The following is a 21535-nucleotide window of genomic DNA, read 5'->3' on the forward strand; positions in this document are numbered from 1 at the left end:
TCACGAGGTGGCAGGCTCGTCGATCGCGGCCTCGTAGAACGCGTCCGCCAGCGCATAAATGACACCGTGGACTCCGGGGCCGTCGCTGAAGAAGTAGTCGGCCATGGCGTTGTGGGCGCCTTGGTTGTCGATGACGGCTTCGGTGACGGCAGCTTGGAAGTCCTGGGACTCCAGGAACTGCTTCTTGGAGTTCACTTGGGTCTGCTTGACCAGGTCCGGGTAGGCCAGCAACCGCTGGACGAGCCCGTTGACGAACTCGCGGATCTGGGACTCGGCGAACGAGTCGGCTCCGAACAGGTCGTTCATCTTGTCGATGACGACCTGCAGGGCGACGTACTTGGGTTCCTTCTTCGCACCGGTCCCGGCGGCGCTGATGCCCTTGAGCTGCCCGTCGCCAGTCAGGGAGATGTCGACATCGGCACTCCTGGTGTGCTTGACGCCGACCAGGACGACGTCGGTGAGGTCGACCTCGGCGAACACGGTGGATTCGGAGATGACCCGCTCCAGCAGGCGTAGGTAGATGGACAGCATCTCCAGGTAGGGGTCGCCGTAGTCGACGATCTGGCTCATGAAGTCGTAGAGCCGCACGTAGGTGCCAACGTCCTTGCGGAACAGATCGAGGGTGTTCAGGGTGACCTTGTCGTCCGCCTCGAGCGCTCGGGCGTAGCGGCGCGCGAAGTCGTGCTGTGCCGGACTGATCGCGGCGGAGAGTGCGTTGTTGCCCTTGCGGGTGACCCACAGTTCGGCGACCTTGCGGACGTCGTCCTCGGTGTAGATGCCGGCCTGGGCGAGCTTGGTCGCCAGGTGCACCACGACGTAGGGATCGGTCTCGGTCTCCAGGGTGGCGTTCTTAAAGTACGGCTCAAACGCGGCCTTGATGTCCTCGGGCTTGTTGACGAAGTCGATGACGAACGTCTTGCGCTTCTGCTCCCCCGACGCGGTGCGGTGGGTGCGGTTGAGCCGCGACAGGGTCTGCACCGCGGTCACCCCGGAGAGCTTCTTGTCGACGTACATCGCTGACAGGAGCGGCTGGTCAAAGCCGGTCTGGAACTTGTTGGCGACCAGCATGACCTTGTAGGTCTCGCCCTTGAACGCCGCCGCGAGATCAGCGCCGGCGCCGGGGTTCATGTTGGCCTCGGTGAACTCGTCGTCCTTGTCCGGCGCCGGCCCCCAGTCCTCGCCCCAGACCTCGTCCTCGTCCATCCGCACCGCCCCGGAGAACGCCACCAGGGTCCGGTAGTTGTACGAGGCGTCCTCGGCGGCCCGCTTGGCGATGTAGGCGTCGATAGCCTTCTTGTACTTCACCGCGGCCTTGCGGGAGTCGGTCACCACCATCGCCTTGGCCTTGCCCTCGAGCAGATGGGCGACGTTCGCGTGGAAGTGCTCGACGATGATCTGCACCTTCTGGCTGATGTTGGTCGGGTGTAGCCGCACCCACCGCATCAGGCCCTTGCGGGCCGCGCCCTCCTCCACCTCCTCCCCCGACTTAGCGTTGCCAGCGATCTTCAAGGCGGTCTCGTAGGACTGGTATCCCTTGAGGACGTCGAGGATGTAGCCCTCCTCGATCGCCTGCTTCATCGAGTACAGGTGGAACTCGCGCGGCTTGCCGTCTGGACCCTTGCGGCCGAACAGCTCCAGCGTCTTGTTCTTCGGCGTGGCAGTGAAGGCGAGATAGGAAATGTTGGGCGACTCCGCCCGCTCGGTCATCTCCGAGGCCAGGATCGACTCGACGTCGACCTCGCCGCCGTCCTCGATCTCCGTGATCTCTTCGGCCGTCAGAACCTGCTTGAGTTTGGAGGAGATCTGCCCGGACTGGGAGGAGTGGGCCTCGTCGGCGATGACAGCGAACTTCTTGCCCCTCAGTCCTGCGTCGGACTGGATCTCTTCCAGCGCGTGGGGGAAGGTCTGCACCGTCACCGCGATGATTAGCTCGCCGTTCCTCAGCGCGGTCGCCAGCAGGCTCGACTTCGACTTCGCGCCTGCCTTGCGGACGTCCTCGGGGCTGATGGTGGCGACGATCTTGTTGCCGTCGAGCTGCCGGACCGCATCCTGCAGCTGCCCATCGAGCACCGTGCGGTCGACGACCACGATGATCGAGTCGAAGACTTTCTCGTTGTCCACATGCAGCCGCGCCAACCGGTGCGCAGTCCACGCGATCGTGTTGGTCTTCCCTGACCCAGCCGAATGCTCGATTAGATACCGCTGCCCGACGCCTTCCTCGGTGACCGCGGCCACGATGTTGGTGACCGCTTCCCACTGGTGGAAGCGAGGGAACAACATGGTGGTGCGCCGTACCGAGGTGCCGGTGGCGACGTCCCACTCCTCCTTGGTCTCCACCAGCATCAGCCGGCCGATGATGGTGAGCCAGGCGTCCTTCTCCCACACCCGTTCCCACAGGTACGCCGTCGCCGAGCGCCCGGCCGCGCCGGGCGGGTTGCCCGCCCCGGCGTCGTAGCCGGTGTTGAACGGCAGGAAGTGGGTCTTCTCCCCCTCCAACTTGGTGGTCATCGCAGCCAAGTCGTTAGAGACCGCGAAGTGCACCAATGCCCGGTGCCCGAACGACAGCAGCGGCTCGGGTCGCCCGTTCGTCATGGGATTGCGGTGTCTGCGGTACTGCTGGATCGCCTCGTCCAGCGACTGGGTGAAGTCGGTCTTCAGCTCGACGGTGGCCACCGGGAGTCCGTTGACGAAGAACACCAGGTCGATGCTGCGCTGGTCGGCGGTGGAGAAGTGCACCTGCCGCATCACTCGCACCCGCATCGCCGCGTAGTGCGCGTTGGTCGTCGCGTTCAGCGTGGTCTCGGGGCGGAACTGGGCCAACTTCAACCGGCCGCCGCCGATGTACTGCACCCCGTTGCGCAGGATGTTCAGCGTGCCGCCGCCGTGCTCGAGCGGCTTGTCCAGCGCCGTGGTCAGCACGTCGAGGAACTTCGCCTGTGACCCGGCCGCCTTCAGGGCCTTCTCGTATGCCGCCTGCTGTGTCTCCCCCAGCCAGGCGAACAGATCCTCCGGGAACAGAGCCCGCTCCCGGTCGTAGCCGGCGTCGTCCACCGAGTACAGCCAGCCGTGGGCTTGGAGGTGCTCACAGATCTCGGCCTCGAAGGCGACCTCGTGATGGCCGGCCATCACGAGATCACCGACTCGCTCGCGACCCGCGCACGTTGCGTCGCCGCGCGGAAACGCTCCATCGTGGAAATGAACCAGTCCATCAGCTCCTCGTGGGTGTCCAGGTCCATGACGTCGCCGCCCTCAGCGCGGTCCACATGGATACGACAGGCCTTCTTCGTCGGCAGCGGGTCGTAGGAGACCGGGGCGCCGAAGTCGGTGTCGATCTGGTCGCGGCAGGCCGCGATCCGCTCGAAGCCGAGGCGGTTCTCCTCCGCATCAGAAGAACCGAAGTAGAGCTCGACCCGCGGCCCGTTCCGGGTGAAGACCAGCGAGTACCACGCGATCGAGGATCCGAACGGCATCGTGATCCAGCTGCCCTTCGCGCCCTTGACCGAACGGGTCCAGTCGGGGTGCCGGTCGCGGATCCGACGCAACAGCTCGGTCCAGAACTCCAGATAGATGAGCTCGCGCTCCGTCGACGGTGTCGCAGAGGTCTCGGCATGGACCTGCTTCGTCCACTCGTTGGGTTGCGCCACCAGACGGAACAACGGGGCCGGTCGACTGTCGTCGATCTGCACGGCTGCTATCTCGACGCCGAAGAAGCGGGTGTTCTCATCCGTGCGCTCGTTCAACCAGTCCAACGCCGCTCGGTGCTCGTCTCGGAACGACGGCGCGCACCACACGATCGTCTGCGGGTCGGTGCCCCCGGCGTAGGTCATGATCTGACCCAGGTGCCCATGGTCGGTCGGCCCGAGCTGATTCTCCACGATCACGACATTGCCGGTACCGACCTCCCGACCGATGAGGTCGAGCGAGAAACCACCGACCGGATGTTCAGCCGCGGTGAGCTCGAGCTCCATGCCCACCACGTCAGCGAGGACGTCGGCGTTCTGCAACATCCACTGGGTGAAGTCGTAGGCCTCGTGTTTCCACACGTCCCGCACCGGGACCACCTGCAGTCTGCTGAGGTCGGTCATCTCAAGCTACCTCGTCTCGGACGTCGATCTGACCGGTCACTGCGGCGGTGATGAGCGCCGACCGTCGCTCGCGAGAGAGCTCGATGAATCGTTCCGTCTCTGCGATGAGTTCGTCGATCTTCGCGGTCTGTTCGTCAACATGTCTGCCGATTGCCCGCTGCTCGTGTAGCCGAGGCAGCGGTAGCGCGAGCGGCAAGATCTGACCTACTCCGATGCCTGGCTGCGCGGCAGTCATCGAGTACTGCCCTAAGTCCATCAAGCGCAACATGTGCGTGAGCCAGACCGGATCGACACCAGCGACTGGCGTAGCGACGATGGCATGTTCAGACGCCCAGAATTCGCCCTCGACGAGGTGCACGTTGCCGCATAGCGCCCCCTGCCGGCCGACCAGCACGAACGTCCCGCTGTGGGTACACGAGTCGGTGTATCCCCGAACCCCGTTGCCGCCGAAGACCCTGTAGGGCCCTTCCGGTTCGATCTGTTCCGCAGTGATGCTCACACCAGCTCGCATCTCGGCGATGACGTACCTAATACGAGTGACCTGCCAGTGGGCGGGGACCTCTGCGCCCGCAAGCCACGGCACCGGCGTCGGTACCGTGCTTGCCTGCGGGTCTAGTCCCTTAACAAGTGCGTGCTCGATAAGGCCGCTCCGACGCTCGCCAAGCAACTCGATGAGGCGCTGTTGTTCCTCGATGAGGGTGTCGATGCGGACGGTCTCGCGGTCGAGGTAGTCGGCGACCGCCTGCTGCTCGTCCAGAGACGGCAGTGGGATGGTCAGGTTGTTGTAGCGCTCCGCGTTGAAGTTCTGAATGGTGCTGGTGATCGCTTCCGCTTGAACGGAAAACTGGAACTCTGCCGATTGCGTGCAGTAGTACGCGTACCGCGGAACGACCTTCCGTCCAGTTCGATACCTCACGAGGAAGCCTGCGTAGGCCATGCCTGCCGCGTCCGCCGGAACTAGAAACGCCCGTCCGACTGTGCCCGAGCGCGACAGCAAGAGATCGTTCGGCCGTAGGAGGTGGTCAGGCTCGACAGCGTCCTCCGGCACAAAGATCGCGCCATCTTCAGCCGCGAGTTTGCCGCCGGCCAAGTCGCTGGTGCGCAGGAGCCGGACGCCCTTGTCCACGTACGCCGACGCCGGGATGTTCAGTCCATAAGCGCCGCCTCCCTCGCACGTGTACTTGAGGCGCACTCGCGGCGACGCCGTCACCCCTCCACCTCCCGGAGTAAGTCGAGAATCTTGACGACCTGCTTCTCGAGGTCGGCGTCGATCTCGGCGAGGGGGCGGGGTGGAACGTACTTGTAGAAGTGGCGGGTGAAGGGGATCTCGTAGCCGGTCTTGGTTTTGGTCCAGTCGATCCAGGCGTCGGGGACGTGGGGTTTGACCTCGGTGTCGAAGTAGGTCTGGATGACCTCGGTCTTACCTGCGGCGCCAGCGGTGGAGCCGCCGTAGGTGAACGGGACATTCTCGGTGTCGCGCTTCTTGGTGTCGGGCTTGGGCTTGCCCTTGCGGTCGACGACCGGGTTGCCTGCTTCGTCGAGGAGGGGGCGTTCGACGGTGATGGTCCAGTAGCCGAAGTCGTCGTTGGACAGGACCTTGGAGTAGTCGGGGTCAGCGTCGGTGAAGTCGGTGTACAGCCGGAGCACCTCGGCGCGGTCGGTGTCGCTGATCTCGCGGCCCTTGGAGCCAAGGTTCTTGCGCATCTTGGTCCAGAACGAGGTGCCGTCGATGAGTTGCACCTTGCCCTTGCGGTCGGGGTGCTTGCTGTTGTCAAGGATCCAGATGTAGGTGGCGATGCCGGTGTTGAAGAACATGTTGGTCGGCAGCGCCACGATCGCTTCGACGAGGTCGTTCTCTAGCAGCCATTGGCGGATGTTGGAGGGCCCGGACCCGGCGCCGCCGTTAAACAGCGGCGAGCCGTTCATGACGATGCCGACCCGGCCGCCGCCGTCCTCGGGGGCGCGCATCTTGTGGGTCAGGTGAAGCAAAAAGAGCATCTGGCCGTCGGAGGTGGCCGGGAGGCCGGGGGCGAAGCGGCCGTAGGGGCCGGCTTCCTCGCGCTCCTTGGTGATGGCCTTGGCGTACTGCTTCCAGTCCACGCCGTAGGGCGGGTTCGACATGCAGAAGTCGAACCGGCGTCCCTTGAAGGCGTCGTCGGTGAGGGTGTTGCCGAACGCGATGTTGGTCGCGTCGTGGCCCTTGGCGAGCAGATCGGACTTGCAGATCGCGTAGGACTGGGGGTTGTACTCCTGGCCGTACAGGGTGAGCCGGGCGTCGGGGTTCTGGGCGAGCAGGTGTTCTTCGGCCAGGGAGAGCATGCCGCCGGTGCCGGCGGTGGGGTCGTAGAGGGTGCGGACGATGCCGGCCTCGGTGAGGTCGGCGTCCTTCTCGGCGAAGAGGAGGTCGACCAGCAGTTTGATGGCGTCGCGGGGCGTGTAGTGGTCGCCGGAGGTCTCGTTCGCGGCTTCGTTGAACTTGCGGATGATGTACTCGAAGGCGTCGCCCATGTCGGAGTTCGACACCTTGTCGGGGTGGAGGTCGACGGCGCCGAAGGACTTGACGATCTCGCGGAGGAGGCTGGCTTTCTCGAGCGCGAGGATCTCCTTCTTGAAGTCGAAGTACTCGAACACGTCCACGTCCGGGGAGAACCGGTCGACGTAGTCGGTGAGGTTGTCCGCGAGCCCGTCGGCGTCGGCCAGGAGGTTAGCGAAGGAATAGTTCGAGGTGTTGTAGAACGGCCGCCCGGTGGCCTTGGTGACCTCGACCTTGAGCCGGTTGGGGTTCTCGTGCTCCGCTGCCAGCTTCCTCACCGTGTCGCGGTCGGGCTCGAGGATGCAGTCGAGTCTGCGCAGGATGGTGAACGGCAAGATCACCGTGCCGTATTGGTTGGGGCGGTATGGGCCGCGCAGCTGGTCGGCGATCGACCAGATGAAACTTCCGAGGGCGCTCAAGATGGTCCTTACGACGGGCGTCGGGGTCGGGCCCTGGAGTCCGCGGCTCCGGGGAGCCAGGCGGAGGAGTCCAGGACCGTCTTGTCTCATCTTGACTCACCGCGGCAGAACTCTCAGCCGAACCCTCGCGCCGATTCGGGCCGGTCCTTGCGGTCTCGTCCCGGCCAGCAGTACCGACTGTCGGTGCTCTGCTGATCGGCGCAGTCGCTGCACGGGAGGGCATTCAGCAGCTTCTTGATCGCCGAAGGGGCTGGAGAGCAGATGCGCTCTCCGGCCCCTCGTGGTGGATCAGGCGGCGTTGTTGATCACGCGCAGTCCCCAGGCGTACTCGGCTGGGAGGTCTTCGGGGACCTCCGCCGCGCGGTTGCAGGTGATGCAATGACGCGGGTCGATGTCGGGCTCGAAGTGCAGCAGGCACGCTTCCCAGCCGGCGAGCGCATCGAGTAGCGCTTTCCGTCTGGGATGCGGGTGGCGATGGCTTCCTCGGCGGCGTCGGGATCTCAAGAAGCTCCTCGGCCATGGGCAGTTGCCCGCCGGCAGTGCCGTGGGCGGTGACTCGTGCGCAACGTCGGATGATGTCCAATTAGTTGCGGATGAGCAGGATCTCGGCGGCGAAAAGGCACTTACGCGCTGCGCTCCGCAGTCGAAGCCGTCTTCGGCAACCTCAAGAACCCCGGCACCGAGGACGTCCGCCGCGGGTTCATGCAAGTGGTCGGGCTACCTCTCGTCACCCTCGCCTTCGCGGGCGCCGCCTGCTACAACATCCGCATCCTGGACAAGTACCACCGCGAGACCGGCGACACGCCGCAGCACCCACTCTTGAACCACCCCGTGACCTGACTCGTGCCACCGGGGTGTGTCACTGAGCGTTGGTCCCGACTGCGTCGAGGATGGCCTCGGCAACGGGCGTGATCGGATCGATGGCGATGTGTTCGTGGCCAGCGATCTGCACGCTGATCTGCTGGATCGGGCGCAGAGTCTGGACGATCTTCTTGATGCTCAGCCCGGTGGTGTTCTGCAGGTGGCGGGCGATCGCGAGGGCTGCGAAGACGATGGTGAGGTGCGCCTCGATCGCGTCGCGGGTGTGGTGGAACATCGGCCGCGCAGCCAGGTCGGTCTTCGACATCCTGAAGGACTGCTCGACGTGCCACAGGTCGTGGTAGCTCGCGATGACCTCGCCCGCTGGCATCAGACCGGCTTCGATGTTGGTGACGTAGCCCTTCAACCCGACCAGCTCACGCGCTCTGGCCAGTGAGGACTCGTCAACCTCGTTGGCGCCGTTGCGGGTCTTGACGAACCGCGGGGTCCGGGCGGTCTTCTCCCCGGCCACGACGGCACGGGCCTTGTTCTCCTGCAAGGTGAGCGTCTTGCCGTCCCGGGCGGCGCGCTTGGCCGAGTAGGCCCACACTGCGCGCCACGACTTCGTGTGCACGGCCGGATCCCAGACCGGCTCGGCTCGGCGCTTCGGATCGCTGGTCTTCACCGCGGTGCCGCGCTGGTCGCGTGGGGTGATGGTGTCGATGACCTGCCCGTCGGTGAACGCGGTGCCGTGCCAGCGGAAGTGGGACTCCAGGTCCTTGGGTGCCTTGGTCACCCGGGAGCCGACGATGAACCGGAGCCCGGCCTCGTCGAGGTCACGCAGGTTGGATGAGGACAGCATCCCGGCGTCGGCGACCACGACCATGTCCGCGATGCCGTGGCGCTGCGCGAACTGCTTCACGATCGGGATGATCGTGAGTGTCTCGGCCTTGTTGCCCTCGAAGCAGCCGATCTCGAGGGGGAACCCGCGCCGGTCCACCAGCAGACCGACCACGATCTGGGGGTCGACGCGGCGCTCCTTGGAGTAGCCGACCTTGCGGAGCTCGTCTTCGCTCTCTGCCTCGAAGTAGAGGGTGGTGACGTCGTAGAGCACCAGGCTGACGTCCCCGCTGCTGCGGGCGTGGGTGAAGCAGGCAGTGGCGATCTGACCTCTGTAGTCGCGCTCTTGGGATCGTTGCAGCGCCCGGAACATCGTGCGCAGCGAGGCTGAGGGCACGCCGACCTCCTTCAGCACCCGCACCGAGTCGGCCTTCGAGGTCGGCTCGATGATTCGCGCCAGCACGAGCTGAGCGAAGGCCTCGTCAGCGATGGAGTCGAACCCCAGCAGGGCATACGCCTCGGTGAGGACCTGCCACAGCAGCGCGGAGCGCTTGCTGGTGATCAGGCCAGGCCGCTGTGGCACGCCCTCATCCTCAAGCCCGAGGCCGTCGAGGTCGAGAGCCTCCTGACCCTCGTGCAGCCGTCGCCGTGCCTGGGACATCAGCACCGCCAGCTCAGCCTCGGTGCGTGCGGTGCCCACATGCTCGACCACCACGTCGCGCCCGCCGCGGCGCTCAGCGAGCTGGACCTTCGTGCTGCCCGACCGGCCCGGAGCCTTCCGCACGAACACCACCAGCGGACCCTATCGACCCCCGGGGTGTGTCAATCAGTGCCGCCACAACGCGCTCACCTGCGAAGACACCGACCAATCGGCCGATCCACGATCAAGTGGCACGAGTCAGGCGTGATGGCGAGGGCATCGAGTCACTCCTCCTGTACGACCAGGAGGTCACCGATTACCTCGAACGCACCGCGGACGCGGCATAGTCGGCGATAACGACGAAGGGCCCTGACCACCGGACTGGTGATCAGGGCCCTTCGTTGCAAGGGGGGTGCTGGCTGTGGTGGAGCTGCGGGGAATCGAACCCCGGTCCTGTGGCGCCTAGCCAGGGCTTCTCCGGGTGCAGTCAGTGGTGTCGTCTTCTCAGTCCCGGCGCTCGCACTGACACGTCGCCGACAGACTCAGCCGGGCTGAAGTCCCGACTAACACCCCCGGCGGGCGTTAGTCAGCAAGCCTCCTTAATGAGGCCGGTACCCGGAGCGGAGGCTCCCCCGGACCGACCCTTCGATCACCGCTCAGGCGGCGAGAGCGAAGTCACTGCGCTTGGAATCGGCAGTTATTGGTTTCCAGCGATCGTTAACGAGATAACGCTGGCTCCTCGACCCGCTTCCCCTGGGAAGTACGTCCCCAGTCGAAACCGATCAGCCCCTCTTGAGTTGTGCTGGTGCCACTGTACCCACCCCAACCGACCTCACCTACCGGTTATTCCGCTCCGCCTACGCTCGGCGGCGTGAGCGAGGTCCTCGGCTGGCGCGTGGCGACGGCCAACATCGCGTCCGGACGCGACCGGCGCACGTTCCGCCCGGCGCTCGAGCACTGGCTGGCCGACGCAGCGGACCTCGACGTCGACCTGCTCGCGCTGCAGGAGGTCGACCACTTGCTCGAGCGCAGCGGTCGGGTCGACCAGACCGCCGCGATCGCCGAGGCGGTCCGCGGTGACGGCCCCGCGTGGGACGCGAGGTTCGCCCCAACGGTCCACGGCACCCCCGGACGCCGTACGACGATGCGCCCGGCCGACGGCACGACGCCGCACGAGCCCGGCTACGGCATCGCGCTGCTCAGCCGGCATCCGGTCGAGGACTGGCGTGAGCTGCGGATGGCACCGGCGCGGCTCACGGTCCCGGTGCCGGACGAGCAGCGCGTCGCGCTCGCGGGCGTCGTGCGTACGCCGCGAGGCCCGGCCACCGCCGTGACCACGCATCTGTCCTTCGTGCCGACCCGCGCACTGGCGCAGCTGCGCGGGCTGGTCGCATGGGCCGAGGACCTCCCCCGGCCGCTGGTCCTGCTCGGCGACCTCAACCTGCCCGCCCCCGTGGTGAACCGGGTCACCGGCTGGCAGTCAGCCGTGCGGGCAGCGACGTTCCCCGCGCCCCGACCGGCGCTGCAGCTCGACCACGTCCTCCTCGACGCGGATGACACCCGCCCGGACGGGCTGTCCGTCCGGGCCGGGGTCGCACGCGAGGTCGGGCGCAGCGATCATCGGGCGCTGCGCGCCGAGCTGGTCATCGACGGACGATGACCCGCTTCGCGGCCTTGGGGCCGCCGACGCGCTTGATCTTCAGTACGAAGCGGTCCTTGCCCTTGGTGTTGGACCGCTTGCGGTCGATGTCGAACTCGCCGTCGCTGTCCGCACGGTGCACGCGGTTGTGGAACCGCTTGCCGTCGTGGAGCAGCACCACCCGCCAGCGGCTGCCCGGCTTCGCGTCGTCGACGTCGACGTCGATCTCGAAGCGGCCGTCGTCCTTCTCGACGTCGAACTCCACGTCGGCGCCCGCGTAGCGGAACTCGCGGTCGGCGGCACTCGCCGGCGTCGCGGTGAGCAGCGTCAGCGGCGTCGCGACGAGGGCGGCGGTGGCGATCGCGGCAGTGGTCTTGCGGAGGTTCCTCATGGTTCTCGGCTCCCTGTGTGTCGAAGTGTGTCGCGGTTCTGCGTTGCGTCCGGGTCGCTGCCCGGGCTGTCCGTGTGACCCCTACTGTGCGGTGCCCACGTGAGGTGCCGGTGAGTCGTTCATGAGCCTGTTCTCATGGATCGCTGGGACCCGAGGTCCCCGCGCCGCAACCGCTTGCTACGGTGCTGGCGGTTCGTGGTCGACCCCGACCGCGACGTGCCTGGGGTTCGTGTCCGCGTGGCAACGGTGCCGGCGGACGCACTCGTCCTGGCCGCTCCGCGCGCTGACGCTGCAGCCGAGCGGGCCGGCGTGAACCCCCTTCGAGAGAGCTCTCCCGACCCCGGGAGCGAGCTGGCGCGCGCTCGTGACACGAGCGACGACATGTCTCTATGTCCCTCAGGAGGTGGGCTGTGAACGGGCTCGAGTCAGCTCAGTTCAGCATCCCGGCGGTCTTGGCACTGATCGCCTTGTTCTACGGCGGCACGCTCGTCATCTCCGGCGCGATCCGGAAGAAGAAGGAGAACGCCGACGACTACATGACCGCCGGCAACAACGTCGGCTTCGGTATCGCAGCGGCCAGCATGACCGCGACCTGGATCTGGGCGTCCTCGATGTACGCCTCCGCGACCTCGGGCTACACCTACGGCATCTCCGGCCCCATCCACTATGGGCTGTGGGGTGCGCTGATGATCCTGTTCATCTACCCCTTCGGCCGCCGGATCCGCGCCGTCGCCCCACGGGCGCACACGCTCGCCGAGGTGATGTACGCCCGTCACGGTCGCTCCAGCCAGCTGCTGCTCGCCGGCTCCAACGTCGTCGGCAGCCTGATCAGCCTCATGTCGAACTTCATCGCCGGCGGCGTACTCATCTCGTTGTTGTCGCCGTTCAACTTCACCCAGGGCGTCCTCATGGTCGCCGTCGGCGTCCTCGCCTACACCGTCTGGTCGGGCTTCCGCGCCTCCGTCCTCACCGACTTCGTCCAGGTCGTCGCGATGCTGGGTGCCGTCGCGATCCTGGTGCCGTTCATCTTCTTCGCCGCCGGCTTCCCCGCGGCCTTCGAGGCCGGCGCGGCCAACCTCACCGCCCAGCAGGGCAGCTTCTTCTCCAGCGACGCCTTCATGAACCAGGGCGCGCCCTACATCGCCGCGGTCCTGGCCTACGCGATCGGCAACCAGACCATCGCCCAGCGGCTCTTCGCGGTGCGCGAGGACCTCATCAAGCCCACCTTCATCACCGCCACCATCGGGTACGGCTCGATGGTGATCGGCGTCGGCATGCTCGGCGTGCTCGCCCTCTACCTCGACATGGATCCGGCCGAGGGCGACGTCAACAACATCATTCCGCAGATGGCAGCGGAGTACCTGCCCGCAGTGCTGCTCGCGGTGTTCTTCGCCATGATCATCGGCGCACTCTCCTCGACCGCCGACTCCGATCTCGCCGCGATGTCGTCGATCGTCATGGCCGACGTCTACGGCCAGGGTGTCGCCGGCGGCAAGGACAAGGCCGACCCACGGCGCATGTTGCTCATCGGCCGACTCACGATGGTCGCCGCGACCGCGCTCGCCGTGCTCTTCGCCGGCCTGCGGCTCAACATCCTCGACCTGCTGGTGTTCGTCGGTGCACTCTGGGGCGCGCTGGTCTTCCCGGTCATCGCCAGCTTCTACTGGAACAAGGTCACCAACCGGGCATTCACCACCTCGGTGCTCGCTGCGCTCGCCTGCTTCCTGCCGGTGCGCTTCGACCTGCTGCCGGACTTCATGGTGATCGGCCTCGCCGTCGACGTGCTGGCCATCCTGGGCGTCGGCATCGTGCTCGGTCTCATGACCTTCGGCTTCGTCGGGCTCCGCCCTGCACTTGTCGTGGGCGCCATCGCGATCGTCGCGGCGGCACCGTTCGCCCTCGGCGCCCTGCACGACTACGCGACGCTGAGTGGCTCGCTCGTCGCGTACGCCGTGAGCACGATCGTGTGCTGGGCGATGTCGGCGCGCTCCTCGCAGGACTTCGACTTCGCCGAGATCAACCGCACGGTCGGCGACTTCGACGTCGAGACCGAGTCCCTCACCGAAACAGTCCGCGACACCCCGACCAGCGGGAGGAAAGCATGAGCACCACAGCACTCACCTTCTATGTCCTCATGTGGCCGGCGATCGTGGCGGTCGTCCTGTTCGTCATCGGCCGGGGGTTCATCACCGAGTGGAGGACTGCTCGCCGCGAGGGTCGCGACCTGGTGTGACCGGCGCGCCGAACAGCTCCACGGCGTTGTCCCACACCACCTTGCGCAGCCAGTCGTCACCGAGGTCGAGCCGGTCCAGCACGGCGAGCTGGTGCTCGTAGGGATAGGGGATGTTGGGGAAGTCCGACCCCAGCAGGATCCGGTCACCCGCCTCCGCGAGCCGCGGCATCAGCGCAGCCGGGAAGCCGCCGCCCATCTCCTCGAAGAAGTCGGTGAACGCCATCGTCGTGTCGAGGTGCACGCGCTCGCCGACGTCGAGCAGGTCGAGGAAGCTGGCGTACTCCGGCGCCCCGAGGTGGGCGACGATCACGCACAACCCCGGGTGCCGCTCGAGCACCACGCGTAGCGGTCCCGGGCCGGTGTGCTCGTTGGGCACCGGCCCGGAGCCGGCGTGGACCACGATCGGCGTACCGGCCTCGGCGAGCTGGGCCCAGACGGCGTCGAGCAACGGGTCGCGCAGGTCGAAGTTGCCGACCTGGACGTGGACCTTGAACAGCTCGACGCCGGCCCCGATCCGCTCGGCGACATAGGTCGCGGCCTCCGGCTCGGGGAAGAACGTGGCGCACCGCAGGGCGTCGGGGTAGGTGTCGGCGAACTCGTGCGCCCAGCCGTTGAGGAACTCCGCGATGCCAGGACGGTGGGCATAGGGCAACGCTGAGAACTTGCGTACGCCGAGGGCGCGCAGCGTCTCCACACGCTCAGCGTCACTGCCGCGGTAGACGATCGGCCAGGGCCGCCCGATCAGGGGTCCGGCAGAGTCGAACTGCTCCCAGACCTTCGCCATCACGCGCGGGGGAAGGAAGTGGGTGTGGACGTCGAACAGGCCCGGGACCCCGAGCCGGGCGATCAGCTCGTGGGTCTCGACAAGCTCGACCGACGAAGAGAACTCGACCGACGAAGAGGGCTCGGCGCTCAATCCGGGATCCCTTTCAGCCGGCGGCCGATCGCCTCCTGCTTCTCCCGCTCGGCGGTGCGCTCGGCGAGGGCGTGGCGCTTGTCCCAGCTCTTCTTGCCGCGCGCCAGGCCGATCTCGACCTTCGCGCGCCCGTCCTTGAAATACAGCGCCAACGGGACGACGGTCAGCCCCTTCTGGTGCACCCGGTCGGCGATCTTGTCGATCTCCTCGCGGTGCAGCAGCAGCTTGCGGCGCCGCCGGGCGGTGTGGTTGGTCCAGGTGCCCTGGGTGTACTCGGGGATGTGGACGCCGTGCAGCCAGATCTCCCCGTTGTCGACGTCGGCGAAGCCGTCGACGAGCGAGGCCCGGCCCTGGCGCAGCGACTTGACCTCCGTGCCGGTGAGCACCATGCCGGCCTCGAAGGTGTCGTCGATGTGGTAGTCGTGCCGCGCCTTCTTGTTCTGGGCGATCAGCTTGCGACCCGTCTCCTTGGCCATGGGCTCAGTCTCTCAGGACTGGCAACCGGTTAGAGCCAACCCATCGGGTTCACGGCCGAACCGTTCGACATCACGGTGAAGTGCAGGTGGCAGCCGGTCGACCAGCCGGTCGTGCCGACGTACCCGATCACCTGTCCGCGCTGGACCCGCTGGCCGACGCCGACGGTGTAGCGGATGGCGTGGTTGTAGATCGTCGCCAGACCGACCCCGCGCTGGTAGCCGTGGTCGATGATGAGCCGGTTGCCCCACGCGCTCTGGAAGTAGCGCGAGACGACCGTGCCCGACGCGCCGGCATACAGCGGCTGGCCGCAGCCGGCGCCGAAGTCGACGCCGTCGTGCAGCGAGCGGTAGCCATAGATCGGGTGCGTGCGGTAGCCGAAGCCGGAGGTCACGTAGCCGTTGACCGGCGAGCTCAGGAAGCCGCCGGAGGACTGGCTCCCGCCACCGCCCCCACCGCTCGAGCCGCTGCTGGAGCCACCGCTGCTGCTCCCGCCGCTCGACTTCTTGGCTGCAGCGGCCTTGCGCCGCCGCTCCCGCTCCGCGCGTGCCTTGGCCGCCGCGGCACGCTTGCGCAGGATCGTCTCGATGCGGCGGTTGTCGGCCTCCATCTGGCGCAGCTGACGCAGGTCGGCGCGCTTGGCCGACTCGGCGGTCGTGTAGGCCGACTCACGCTTGGACACGAGGCCGGAGACCTCCGCCTCGGCTGCTGCCGCCTGCTGCTCGAGCTCGGTCTTGACCTCGAGGTTCTCGGCCGCCTGCTGGCGCTGGACTGCCACGGCGTCCTTGAGCGCCGCGACCTCCTTCTCGGCCTCGGCGAGCTGGTCGCGCACCGCCTCGAGCCGCTCCAGCGCGGTCGTCTCACGGTCCATCAGGTTGCCGACCGCATTGAGCTGGGTCGACAGGTCGTTGGGGTCCTCGGAGCGCAGGATCATCGCCAGCCCCATCAGGGCCGGGTCCCCGCTCTGGTACGACGACGTGGCGAACCGGCTGAGCTGGACGTCCTGCGCGGCGACCTTGCGCTTGCCGATGCGCAGCTTCTTGCGCGCCGCCTTGAGGTCGGCGATCGCCTGCTCGAGCTTGGCCTGCATCCGGTCGTCGAGGATCTGGGCCGCGGTCAGCTCACCGCGCTTGGTCGCGAGCCGGTCCTGGGCGGACTCGAGCCGCGACTCGGCCCGCGCCAGGGCCCGGCTGGCGCGACGGGCGGCCGCCGAGGAGTGCTGGACGTCCTGGGACTTGCGCTTGATGTCGCGCTGGAGCTGGCTCTGCTTGTCCTTGAGGTCGTCGGCCGCCGCGAGGGGGATGACGACGCCACCGATCGCCACACTGACGGCCGCAATCACGGCGATCAGGCGGCGACGGTGAGCACGGGGAAGTGCGCTGACCACCACTTAGCCTTCGTTCGGGGGAAGTCGAACGGACTGACGGTAGCCCGCCGGGGGCACCGGCTGAGGGATTGTGGCCGCTCCGCGTGTCCCGACCGTGGATCAGACGTTGAGGTAGCGGCGCGTGAGCACCAGCGTGGGCAGCACGGTGAGCGCCAGCCCGAGCAGCCCGACCGAACCCATCGCGAGCGCGGCGTCGGACCAGTCGACCCACTCCACGATCCGGGTGTTGGGGCGCAGCCGCTCCTCGACCACGAACCACTGGAAGCCGGCCAGGGTGAGGCACGCCAGCCCGACGCCGACGGCCGCCGCGAAGAGCGCCTCGAGCAGGAACGGCAGCTGGATGTAGAGGCTGGAGGCACCGACCAGGCGCATGATCCCGATCTCGCGTCGCCGGGCGAACGCCGCCAGCCGGATCGTGTTGCCGACCTGGGCGATCGCGGCGATGACGAGGAACAGCGCCACCGCGATCGCGCCCCACTTCATCGCGTTGATGGCGGCGTAGATCGGGTCGAGCACCTCGCGCAGGTCGCGCACGTTGTCGACGCCAGGGAGCCCGACGACGGCCGAGCGGATGCCTTCGTACTCCTGCGGGTCCTGCAGCTGGATCCAGTACGACTCCGGCATGTCCTCCGCCGTGATCGAGTCGTAGATCGCCTGCTGGTCCTCGTCGTCGGAGAGGTAGACCTTGCGCCACTTCTCATAGGCCTCGGCCTTGGACTCGGCGTACCACGACGACACCTCGGGGTGGCTGTCGAGGACGCCCTCGATCTGCTCCTTCTGGCTGTCGGAGACCTCGCCGTCGGCGCAGTTGGCGCCGCGGGAGTTCTCGTTGCAGAGGAAGACCGTGATCTGGAGCTTGCCGCCCCAGTACTCCTCGGCCTTGTCGGCCTGGGCGTTGAGGAGCAAGCCCATCCCGACCAGCGTGAGCGACACGAAGATCGTCATGACGACCGCGATCGTCATGGAGATGTTGCGCCGCAGCCCCGTACGGAGCTCGGAGAAGACATACGTCAGCTGCACGAGGTTCCTTCGCCTTACTGCTGGTAGCCGTAGACGCCGCGGGACTGGTCTCGGACGACGCGGCCGCCCTCGAGCTCGATCACCCGCTTGCGCATCTGGTCGACGATGCCGGCGTCGTGGGTCGCCATCACCACGGTGGTCCCGGTCCGGTTGATCCGGTCGAGGAGCTTCATGATGCCGACGGACGTGTTGGGGTCGAGGTTGCCGGTGGGCTCGTCGGCGATGAGGATCATCGGCCGGTTGACGAACGCCCGGGCGACGGCGACCCGCTGCTGCTCACCACCGGAGAGCTCGTCGGGCATCCGGTTGCCCTTGCCCTCCAGCCCGACCAGCTCGAGGGTGTCGGGGACCACCTTGTTGATGTGGGCGCGTGACTTGCCGATCACCTGCAACGCGAACGCGACGTTCTCGGCCACGGTCTTGTTGGGCAGCAGCCGGAAGTCCTGGAAGACGGTGCCGATCTGGCGGCGCAGGGCGGGGACCTTCCAGCCGGCCAGTCGGTTGATCTCCTTGCCGGCGACGTAGACCTTGCCGGTCGTGGGCCGCGCCTCGCGGAGCACGAGGCGCAGGAAGGTCGACTTGCCGGACCCCGAGGCGCCCACGAGGAAGACGAACTCGCCCTTCTCCACCTCGACCGTCACCGAGTCGAGGGCCGGCCGGCCCTGGCCGGCATAGCTCTTGGAGACGTTCTCGAAGCGGATCACGGGGTTCGAGTGTAGGTGTCGCTCCTGAGCGTTCCCGGCAAGGGCGTACGGCGGCGCGTCAGGCGCAGATCAGGCGCGGATCAGGCGAGCGCGCGGTCGAGCGCGGCGGCCACGTGCAGCTCGGTGCTGCCGAAGAGCGGGACCTCCACGTCGTGCTGGTGGACCAGCAGCTCCAGCTCGGCGCACCCCAGGATCGCGCTCTGCGCGCCGGCGTCCCACAGGTCGTGGATCTGCTGGACGACGTGCTTGCGGGAGCCGTCCTCGACCCGGCCGTGCACGAGCTCGTCGTAGATGATGCGGTTGATCGTGTCGTGCTGCTCGGCGGGCGGGACCAGCACCTGGACGCCGTTGGCCTCGAGCCGGTCGGAGAAGAACTTGCGGCCCATCGTGAAGGCCGTCCCGAGGAGCGCGACGGAGGTGAGCCCGCGCTCGCGGATCCGCTCGGCGAGGACGTCACCGAGGTGCAGCACGTCGATGTCGACGGCGTCGGCCACCTGCTCGGCGACCCGGTGGAAGGCGGTGGTGCACAGGACCAGGAAGTCGGACCCGCCCGCCTCGGCCCGTTTCGCCGCGTCGGCCAGGATCGCGGCGACCTCGTCCCAGCGCTCCTCCGCTTCGAGCGCCGAGACCTCGGCGAAGTCGACCGAGACCATGACGCTGCGCGCGGAGTGGAGCCCACCGAGCCGCTGTTCGACGCCCTGGTTGAGCAGCTTGTAGTAGTGGGCGCTGCTCTCCCAGCCCATGCCGCCCAGAAGACCGATCGTCTGCATGCTCAGGCCTCCACCTTCTCCGCACCGCGTCGCCAGCGGATGCCGGCCTCGAGGAACGCGTCGATCTCGCCGTCGAAGACCGACTGCGGGTTGCCGGTCTCGTATTCGGTGCGCAGGTCCTTGACGAGCTGGTAGGGGTGCAGCACGTAGTTGCGCATCTGGTCACCCCAGCTTGCCTGCACGTCGCCCTTGAGGTCGTCGAGGTGGGCCTTCTCCTCGGCCTTCTTCAGCGCGAGCAGCTTGGCCTTGAGGACGATCATCGCCGCCGCCTTGTTCTGCAGCTGCGACTTCTCGTTCTGACACGAGACGACCGTGCCCGTGGGGAGGTGGGTCAGGCGCACGGCGGAGTCGGTGGTGTTGACCGACTGCCCACCCGGCCCGGAGGAGCGGTAGACGTCGACCTTGATGTCGTTCTCGTCGATGTCGATCTCGTCGGTCTGCTCCAGCAGCGGCACGACCTCGACCGCGGCGAAGGAGGTCTGCCGGCGCCCCTGGTTGTCGAAGGGGCTGATCCGCACCAGACGGTGGGTGCCGGCCTCGACCGAGAGGGTGCCGTAGGCGTACGGCGCGTGAATGGCGAAGGTCGCCGACTTCAGGCCGGCCTCCTCGGCGTAGGAGGTGTCGAAGACCTCGACGCCGTACTTGTTGCGCTCCGCCCAGCGGGTGTACATCCGCATCAGCATCTCGGCGAAGTCGGCGGCGTCGACGCCGCCGGCACCCGCGCGGATGGTGACGATCGCCTCGCGGGCGTCGTACTCCCCCGACAGCAGGGTGCGGACCTCGAGCATCTCGACCGCCTTGCTGACCCGCGTGAGCTCGGCCTCGGCGTCGGCCAGGGTCTCGGCGTCGGCCTCCTCCTGGGCGAGCTCCATGAGCACGCCGAGGTCCTCGATCCGCGCGTGCAGGTCGGTGAACCGGTCCAGCTCGCCCTGGAGCGCCGAGAGCCGCCCGGTCACGCGCTGGGCGTTGGCCTGGTCGTCCCACAGGTCGGGGGCTGCCACCTGCTCGCCGAGGTCGGCGATCTCGGTGCGCATCGCGTCCAGGTCGAGAACCTGCTCGATCGTGTGCATCGTCGCCTGGAGGTTCTTGAGCTTGGTGTCGAAGTCGGGGCCAGCCACGGTGTGAAGGTTACGCGGTCTGCCACCGAACCCTCGACAGGTGGGATGATGGGGGCCCTGTCCCAGACGCCCGAGAGGAGTGCGCCGTGCCGGACTCCGACCCGTCGCTCTTCGCCGACATCGCCCGTCTGCTCGAAGCCGAGGAGGACACCCAGGGCACGCTCGACCAGGTCGTGGCGCTGGCCCCCCGCACGATCGGGTGCGACTACGCCAGCATCACGCTGCTGCACGGGCGGCGCGAGGTCGAGACGGCGGCGGCGAGCGACGAGCTGATCCGCAAGGCCGACGTCCTGCAGTACGACCTCGGCGAGGGACCGTGCCTGCAAGCCATCTGGAGCCACGACACGTTCGTCGTGGAGGACATGGCCGAGGACCCGCGGTGGCCGCAGTGGGGGCCGATCGCTGCGGAGATGGGGCTGCGCAGCGTGCTCGCCGTGCGGCTGTTCACCTCGGGCACCACCCACGGCGCCCTCAACCTCTACTCCGCCCAGCCGCGCCGGTTCGGCGACGACGACGTCGCGCTCGCGCACGTCTACGCCACCCACGCCTCCGTGGCGCTCGCGGCCGCGCGCCAGGAGGAGAACCTGCGGCGCGCGATCGATGCCCGCCACCTCATCGGGCAGGCGCAAGGCATCCTCATGGAGCGGTTCAACATCGACGCCGACCGTGCGTTCTCGGTGCTGCGCCGCTACTCACAAGACAGCAACACGAAGCTCCGCACGATCGCCGAAGGGGTGGTCTCAGGCCGCGATCTCCCGGCGCAGGTCGCCCAGGATTCGGCGCAGGAGGCGTGAGACCTGCATCTGGCTGACGCCGATCTCCTCCCCCACCTGCTCCTGGGTCCAGCCCTTGAAGAACCGCAGGTCGATGATGGTCCGGTCGCGCTCGGACAGGTGACTGAAGGCCTGCGAGAGCAGGATGCGGGCCTCCGCCAGCTCCATGTCGGCGTCGTCCTCGGCAAGGCGGTCGGCCACGGTGCCGTTGGTGCCCACCGGGGCCTCCAGCGACGTCGGGGAGAAGCAGCCGTCGGCGGTGAGCGCCTCGACCACCTCCTCGAGGGGGACCTCGAGCTCCTCAGCGATCTCGGTGGGACGAGCAGGACGACCGAAGCGCTGCTGCAGGTCCTCGCGGGCCCGCGCGATGCGGGGGCTGAGCTCCTGGATGCGGCGGGTGGGCCGGACCATCCACCCGTGGTCGCGGAAGTGCCGCTTGACCTCGCCCGAGACGGTCGGGATGGCGAAGGAGAGGAAGTCGCGCCCGTAGGTCGGGTCGAAGCCGCGCGCAGCCTTGATCAGCCCGACGTAGGCGACCTGGCGCAGGTCGTCGAGGTCGATGCCGCGGTTGCGGTAGCGGCGGGCGACGCCGTCGGCGACCCCCATGTTGAGCATGACGACCTCGTCGATCAGGCGCTCGCGCGTCACCTCGTCGCGGGCACCGGCGAGCTCCTCGAACAGCTCACGGGTGCGGGTGGAGCGGTCGTCGGTGGAGTGGTCAGCGGTGCTGGCGGAAGTCGTCGTCATGCTCATGCTTGTGGTGCTCCCAAGATGCAGTCACAAGACCCTCGGCGC

The 21535-nt window shown here is 67.5% G+C and carries 19 protein-coding genes and 1 other RNA gene; 5 read left to right on the forward strand and 15 right to left on the reverse strand.

Translation table 11 applies throughout. The annotated features are described in order from the left end of the window. From J2S59_RS00735 to J2S59_RS00750, 4 genes are read right to left on the reverse strand one after another with little or no spacing between them, the layout of a single operon-like run. A complete protein-coding gene (locus J2S59_RS00735) occupies positions 1–3126 on the reverse strand; it encodes a type I restriction endonuclease subunit R (RefSeq protein ID WP_068116710.1) in 3126 nt (1041 codons plus the stop codon). Next, entirely contained in the window at positions 3126–4085 is a 960-nt protein-coding gene (locus J2S59_RS00740; protein WP_068116708.1) for a DUF4268 domain-containing protein, read from the reverse strand. Before J2S59_RS00740 ends, J2S59_RS00735 begins: the two co-directional genes overlap by 1 nt. A gap of 1 nt (position 4086) precedes the next feature. Continuing rightward, the gene (locus J2S59_RS00745) at positions 4087–5295 is read right to left on the reverse strand and encodes a restriction endonuclease subunit S (RefSeq protein WP_181641457.1); all 1209 of its coding nucleotides are present in this window, start codon (positions 5293–5295) and stop codon (positions 4087–4089) included. After that, positions 5292–7037 (reverse strand): type I restriction-modification system subunit M, encoded by a 1746-nt coding sequence (locus J2S59_RS00750; RefSeq protein ID WP_306824714.1) that lies wholly within the window; start codon positions 7035–7037, stop codon positions 5292–5294. Before J2S59_RS00750 ends, J2S59_RS00745 begins: the two co-directional genes overlap by 4 nt. A gap of 708 nt (positions 7038–7745) precedes the next feature. On the opposite strand from J2S59_RS00750, the gene J2S59_RS00755 reads away from it, so the two are divergent. Next, positions 7746–7877, forward strand: a complete 132-nt coding sequence (locus J2S59_RS00755; RefSeq protein WP_281366715.1) for a hypothetical protein — start codon at positions 7746–7748, stop codon at positions 7875–7877. 19 nt (positions 7878–7896) lie between these two features. Here J2S59_RS00755 and J2S59_RS00760 read toward each other — a convergent pair whose 3' ends face one another. Beyond that, entirely contained in the window at positions 7897–9468 is a 1572-nt protein-coding gene (locus J2S59_RS00760; protein WP_068119941.1) for an IS1634 family transposase, read from the reverse strand. A 269-nt stretch (positions 9469–9737) separates the two neighbouring features. Next, positions 9738–10105, reverse strand: a transfer-messenger RNA (tmRNA) gene (gene ssrA, locus J2S59_RS00765). 81 nt (positions 10106–10186) lie between these two features. Between ssrA and J2S59_RS00770 the strand changes: the two genes are divergently transcribed. Then, the gene (locus J2S59_RS00770; protein WP_068119943.1) at positions 10187–10975 is read left to right on the forward strand and encodes an endonuclease/exonuclease/phosphatase family protein; all 789 of its coding nucleotides are present in this window, start codon (positions 10187–10189) and stop codon (positions 10973–10975) included. On the opposite strand, the gene J2S59_RS00775 is transcribed toward J2S59_RS00770, so the two are convergent. Continuing rightward, the gene (locus J2S59_RS00775; protein WP_068119945.1) at positions 10959–11345 is read right to left on the reverse strand and encodes a hypothetical protein; all 387 of its coding nucleotides are present in this window, start codon (positions 11343–11345) and stop codon (positions 10959–10961) included. The two genes, J2S59_RS00770 and J2S59_RS00775, sit on opposite strands and share 17 nt — an antisense overlap. Before the next feature lie 410 nt (positions 11346–11755). Between J2S59_RS00775 and J2S59_RS00780 the strand changes: the two genes are divergently transcribed. Continuing rightward, positions 11756–13450, forward strand: a complete 1695-nt coding sequence (locus tag J2S59_RS00780; protein WP_068119947.1) for a sodium:solute symporter family protein — start codon at positions 11756–11758, stop codon at positions 13448–13450. After that, positions 13447–13578 carry a putative transporter small subunit gene (locus J2S59_RS00785; protein WP_220138399.1) on the forward strand — a complete coding sequence of 44 codons (132 nt, stop codon included), beginning with the start codon at positions 13447–13449 and terminating at the stop codon, positions 13576–13578. Before J2S59_RS00780 ends, J2S59_RS00785 begins: the two co-directional genes overlap by 4 nt. Here J2S59_RS00785 and J2S59_RS00790 read toward each other — a convergent pair. From J2S59_RS00790 to prfB, 7 genes are all read right to left on the reverse strand, one after another. Next, positions 13532–14494: an amidohydrolase family protein gene (locus tag J2S59_RS00790; protein ID WP_181641816.1), complete on the reverse strand. Its 963-nt coding sequence runs from the start codon at positions 14492–14494 to the stop codon at positions 13532–13534. The two genes, J2S59_RS00785 and J2S59_RS00790, sit on opposite strands and share 47 nt — an antisense overlap. Continuing rightward, the gene (gene smpB / locus J2S59_RS00795; protein WP_068119948.1) at positions 14491–14970 is read right to left on the reverse strand and encodes an SsrA-binding protein SmpB; all 480 of its coding nucleotides are present in this window, start codon (positions 14968–14970) and stop codon (positions 14491–14493) included. The genes J2S59_RS00790 and smpB overlap by 4 nt, the downstream gene beginning before the upstream one ends. Positions 14971–14999: 29 nt before the next feature. After that, on the reverse strand, positions 15000–16355 hold the full coding sequence (locus J2S59_RS00800; protein WP_306824715.1) for a M23 family metallopeptidase: 1356 nt from the start codon (positions 16353–16355) through the stop codon (positions 15000–15002). 99 nt (positions 16356–16454) lie between these two features. Beyond that, positions 16455–17375: a permease-like cell division protein FtsX gene (ftsX, locus tag J2S59_RS00805; protein ID WP_068120542.1), complete on the reverse strand. Its 921-nt coding sequence runs from the start codon at positions 17373–17375 to the stop codon at positions 16455–16457. A gap of 14 nt (positions 17376–17389) precedes the next feature. Next, the gene (gene ftsE, locus J2S59_RS00810; RefSeq protein ID WP_068120544.1) at positions 17390–18079 is read right to left on the reverse strand and encodes a cell division ATP-binding protein FtsE; all 690 of its coding nucleotides are present in this window, start codon (positions 18077–18079) and stop codon (positions 17390–17392) included. Positions 18080–18159: 80 nt separating this feature from the next. Continuing rightward, complete coding sequence (locus J2S59_RS00815) at positions 18160–18849, reverse strand: aspartate/glutamate racemase family protein (protein WP_068120547.1); 690 nt, start codon at positions 18847–18849, stop codon at positions 18160–18162. Positions 18850–18851: 2 nt separating this feature from the next. Further along, positions 18852–19967, reverse strand: coding sequence for a peptide chain release factor 2 (gene prfB, locus J2S59_RS00820; protein WP_068120549.1), 1116 nt, complete (start codon positions 19965–19967; stop codon positions 18852–18854). 86 nt (positions 19968–20053) lie between these two features. Between prfB and J2S59_RS00825 the strand changes: the two genes are divergently transcribed. Continuing rightward, the gene (locus J2S59_RS00825) at positions 20054–20761 is read left to right on the forward strand and encodes a GAF and ANTAR domain-containing protein (protein ID WP_068120552.1); all 708 of its coding nucleotides are present in this window, start codon (positions 20054–20056) and stop codon (positions 20759–20761) included. Here J2S59_RS00825 and J2S59_RS00830 read toward each other — a convergent pair. Then, positions 20708–21487 (reverse strand): SigB/SigF/SigG family RNA polymerase sigma factor, encoded by a 780-nt coding sequence (locus J2S59_RS00830; RefSeq protein ID WP_306824716.1) that lies wholly within the window; start codon positions 21485–21487, stop codon positions 20708–20710. The genes J2S59_RS00825 and J2S59_RS00830 overlap by 54 nt on opposite strands. Positions 21488–21535: the final 48 nt, after the last annotated feature.

It is taken from the genome of Nocardioides massiliensis (genome assembly GCF_030811215.1).
GTDB lineage: Bacteria > Actinomycetota > Actinomycetes > Propionibacteriales > Nocardioidaceae > Nocardioides_A > Nocardioides_A massiliensis.

What these genes read in the sequence shown, in the direction of transcription:
- J2S59_RS00775 (WP_068119945.1), bottom strand. Translation starts at nt 11,345, where the DNA reads ATGAGGAACCTCCGCAAGACCACTGCCGCGATCGCCACCGCCGCCCTC.
- J2S59_RS00735 (WP_068116710.1), bottom strand. Translation starts at nt 3,126, where the DNA reads ATGGCCGGCCATCACGAGGTCGCCTTCGAGGCCGAGATCTGTGAGCAC.
- smpB (WP_068119948.1), bottom strand. Translation starts at nt 14,970, where the DNA reads ATGGCCAAGGAGACGGGTCGCAAGCTGATCGCCCAGAACAAGAAGGCG.
- J2S59_RS00740 (WP_068116708.1), bottom strand. Translation starts at nt 4,085, where the DNA reads ATGACCGACCTCAGCAGACTGCAGGTGGTCCCGGTGCGGGACGTGTGG.
- J2S59_RS00785 (WP_220138399.1), top strand. Translation starts at nt 13,447, where the DNA reads ATGAGCACCACAGCACTCACCTTCTATGTCCTCATGTGGCCGGCGATC.
- J2S59_RS00815 (WP_068120547.1), bottom strand. Translation starts at nt 18,849, where the DNA reads ATGCAGACGATCGGTCTTCTGGGCGGCATGGGCTGGGAGAGCAGCGCC.
- J2S59_RS00830 (WP_306824716.1), bottom strand. Translation starts at nt 21,487, where the DNA reads ATGACGACGACTTCCGCCAGCACCGCTGACCACTCCACCGACGACCGC.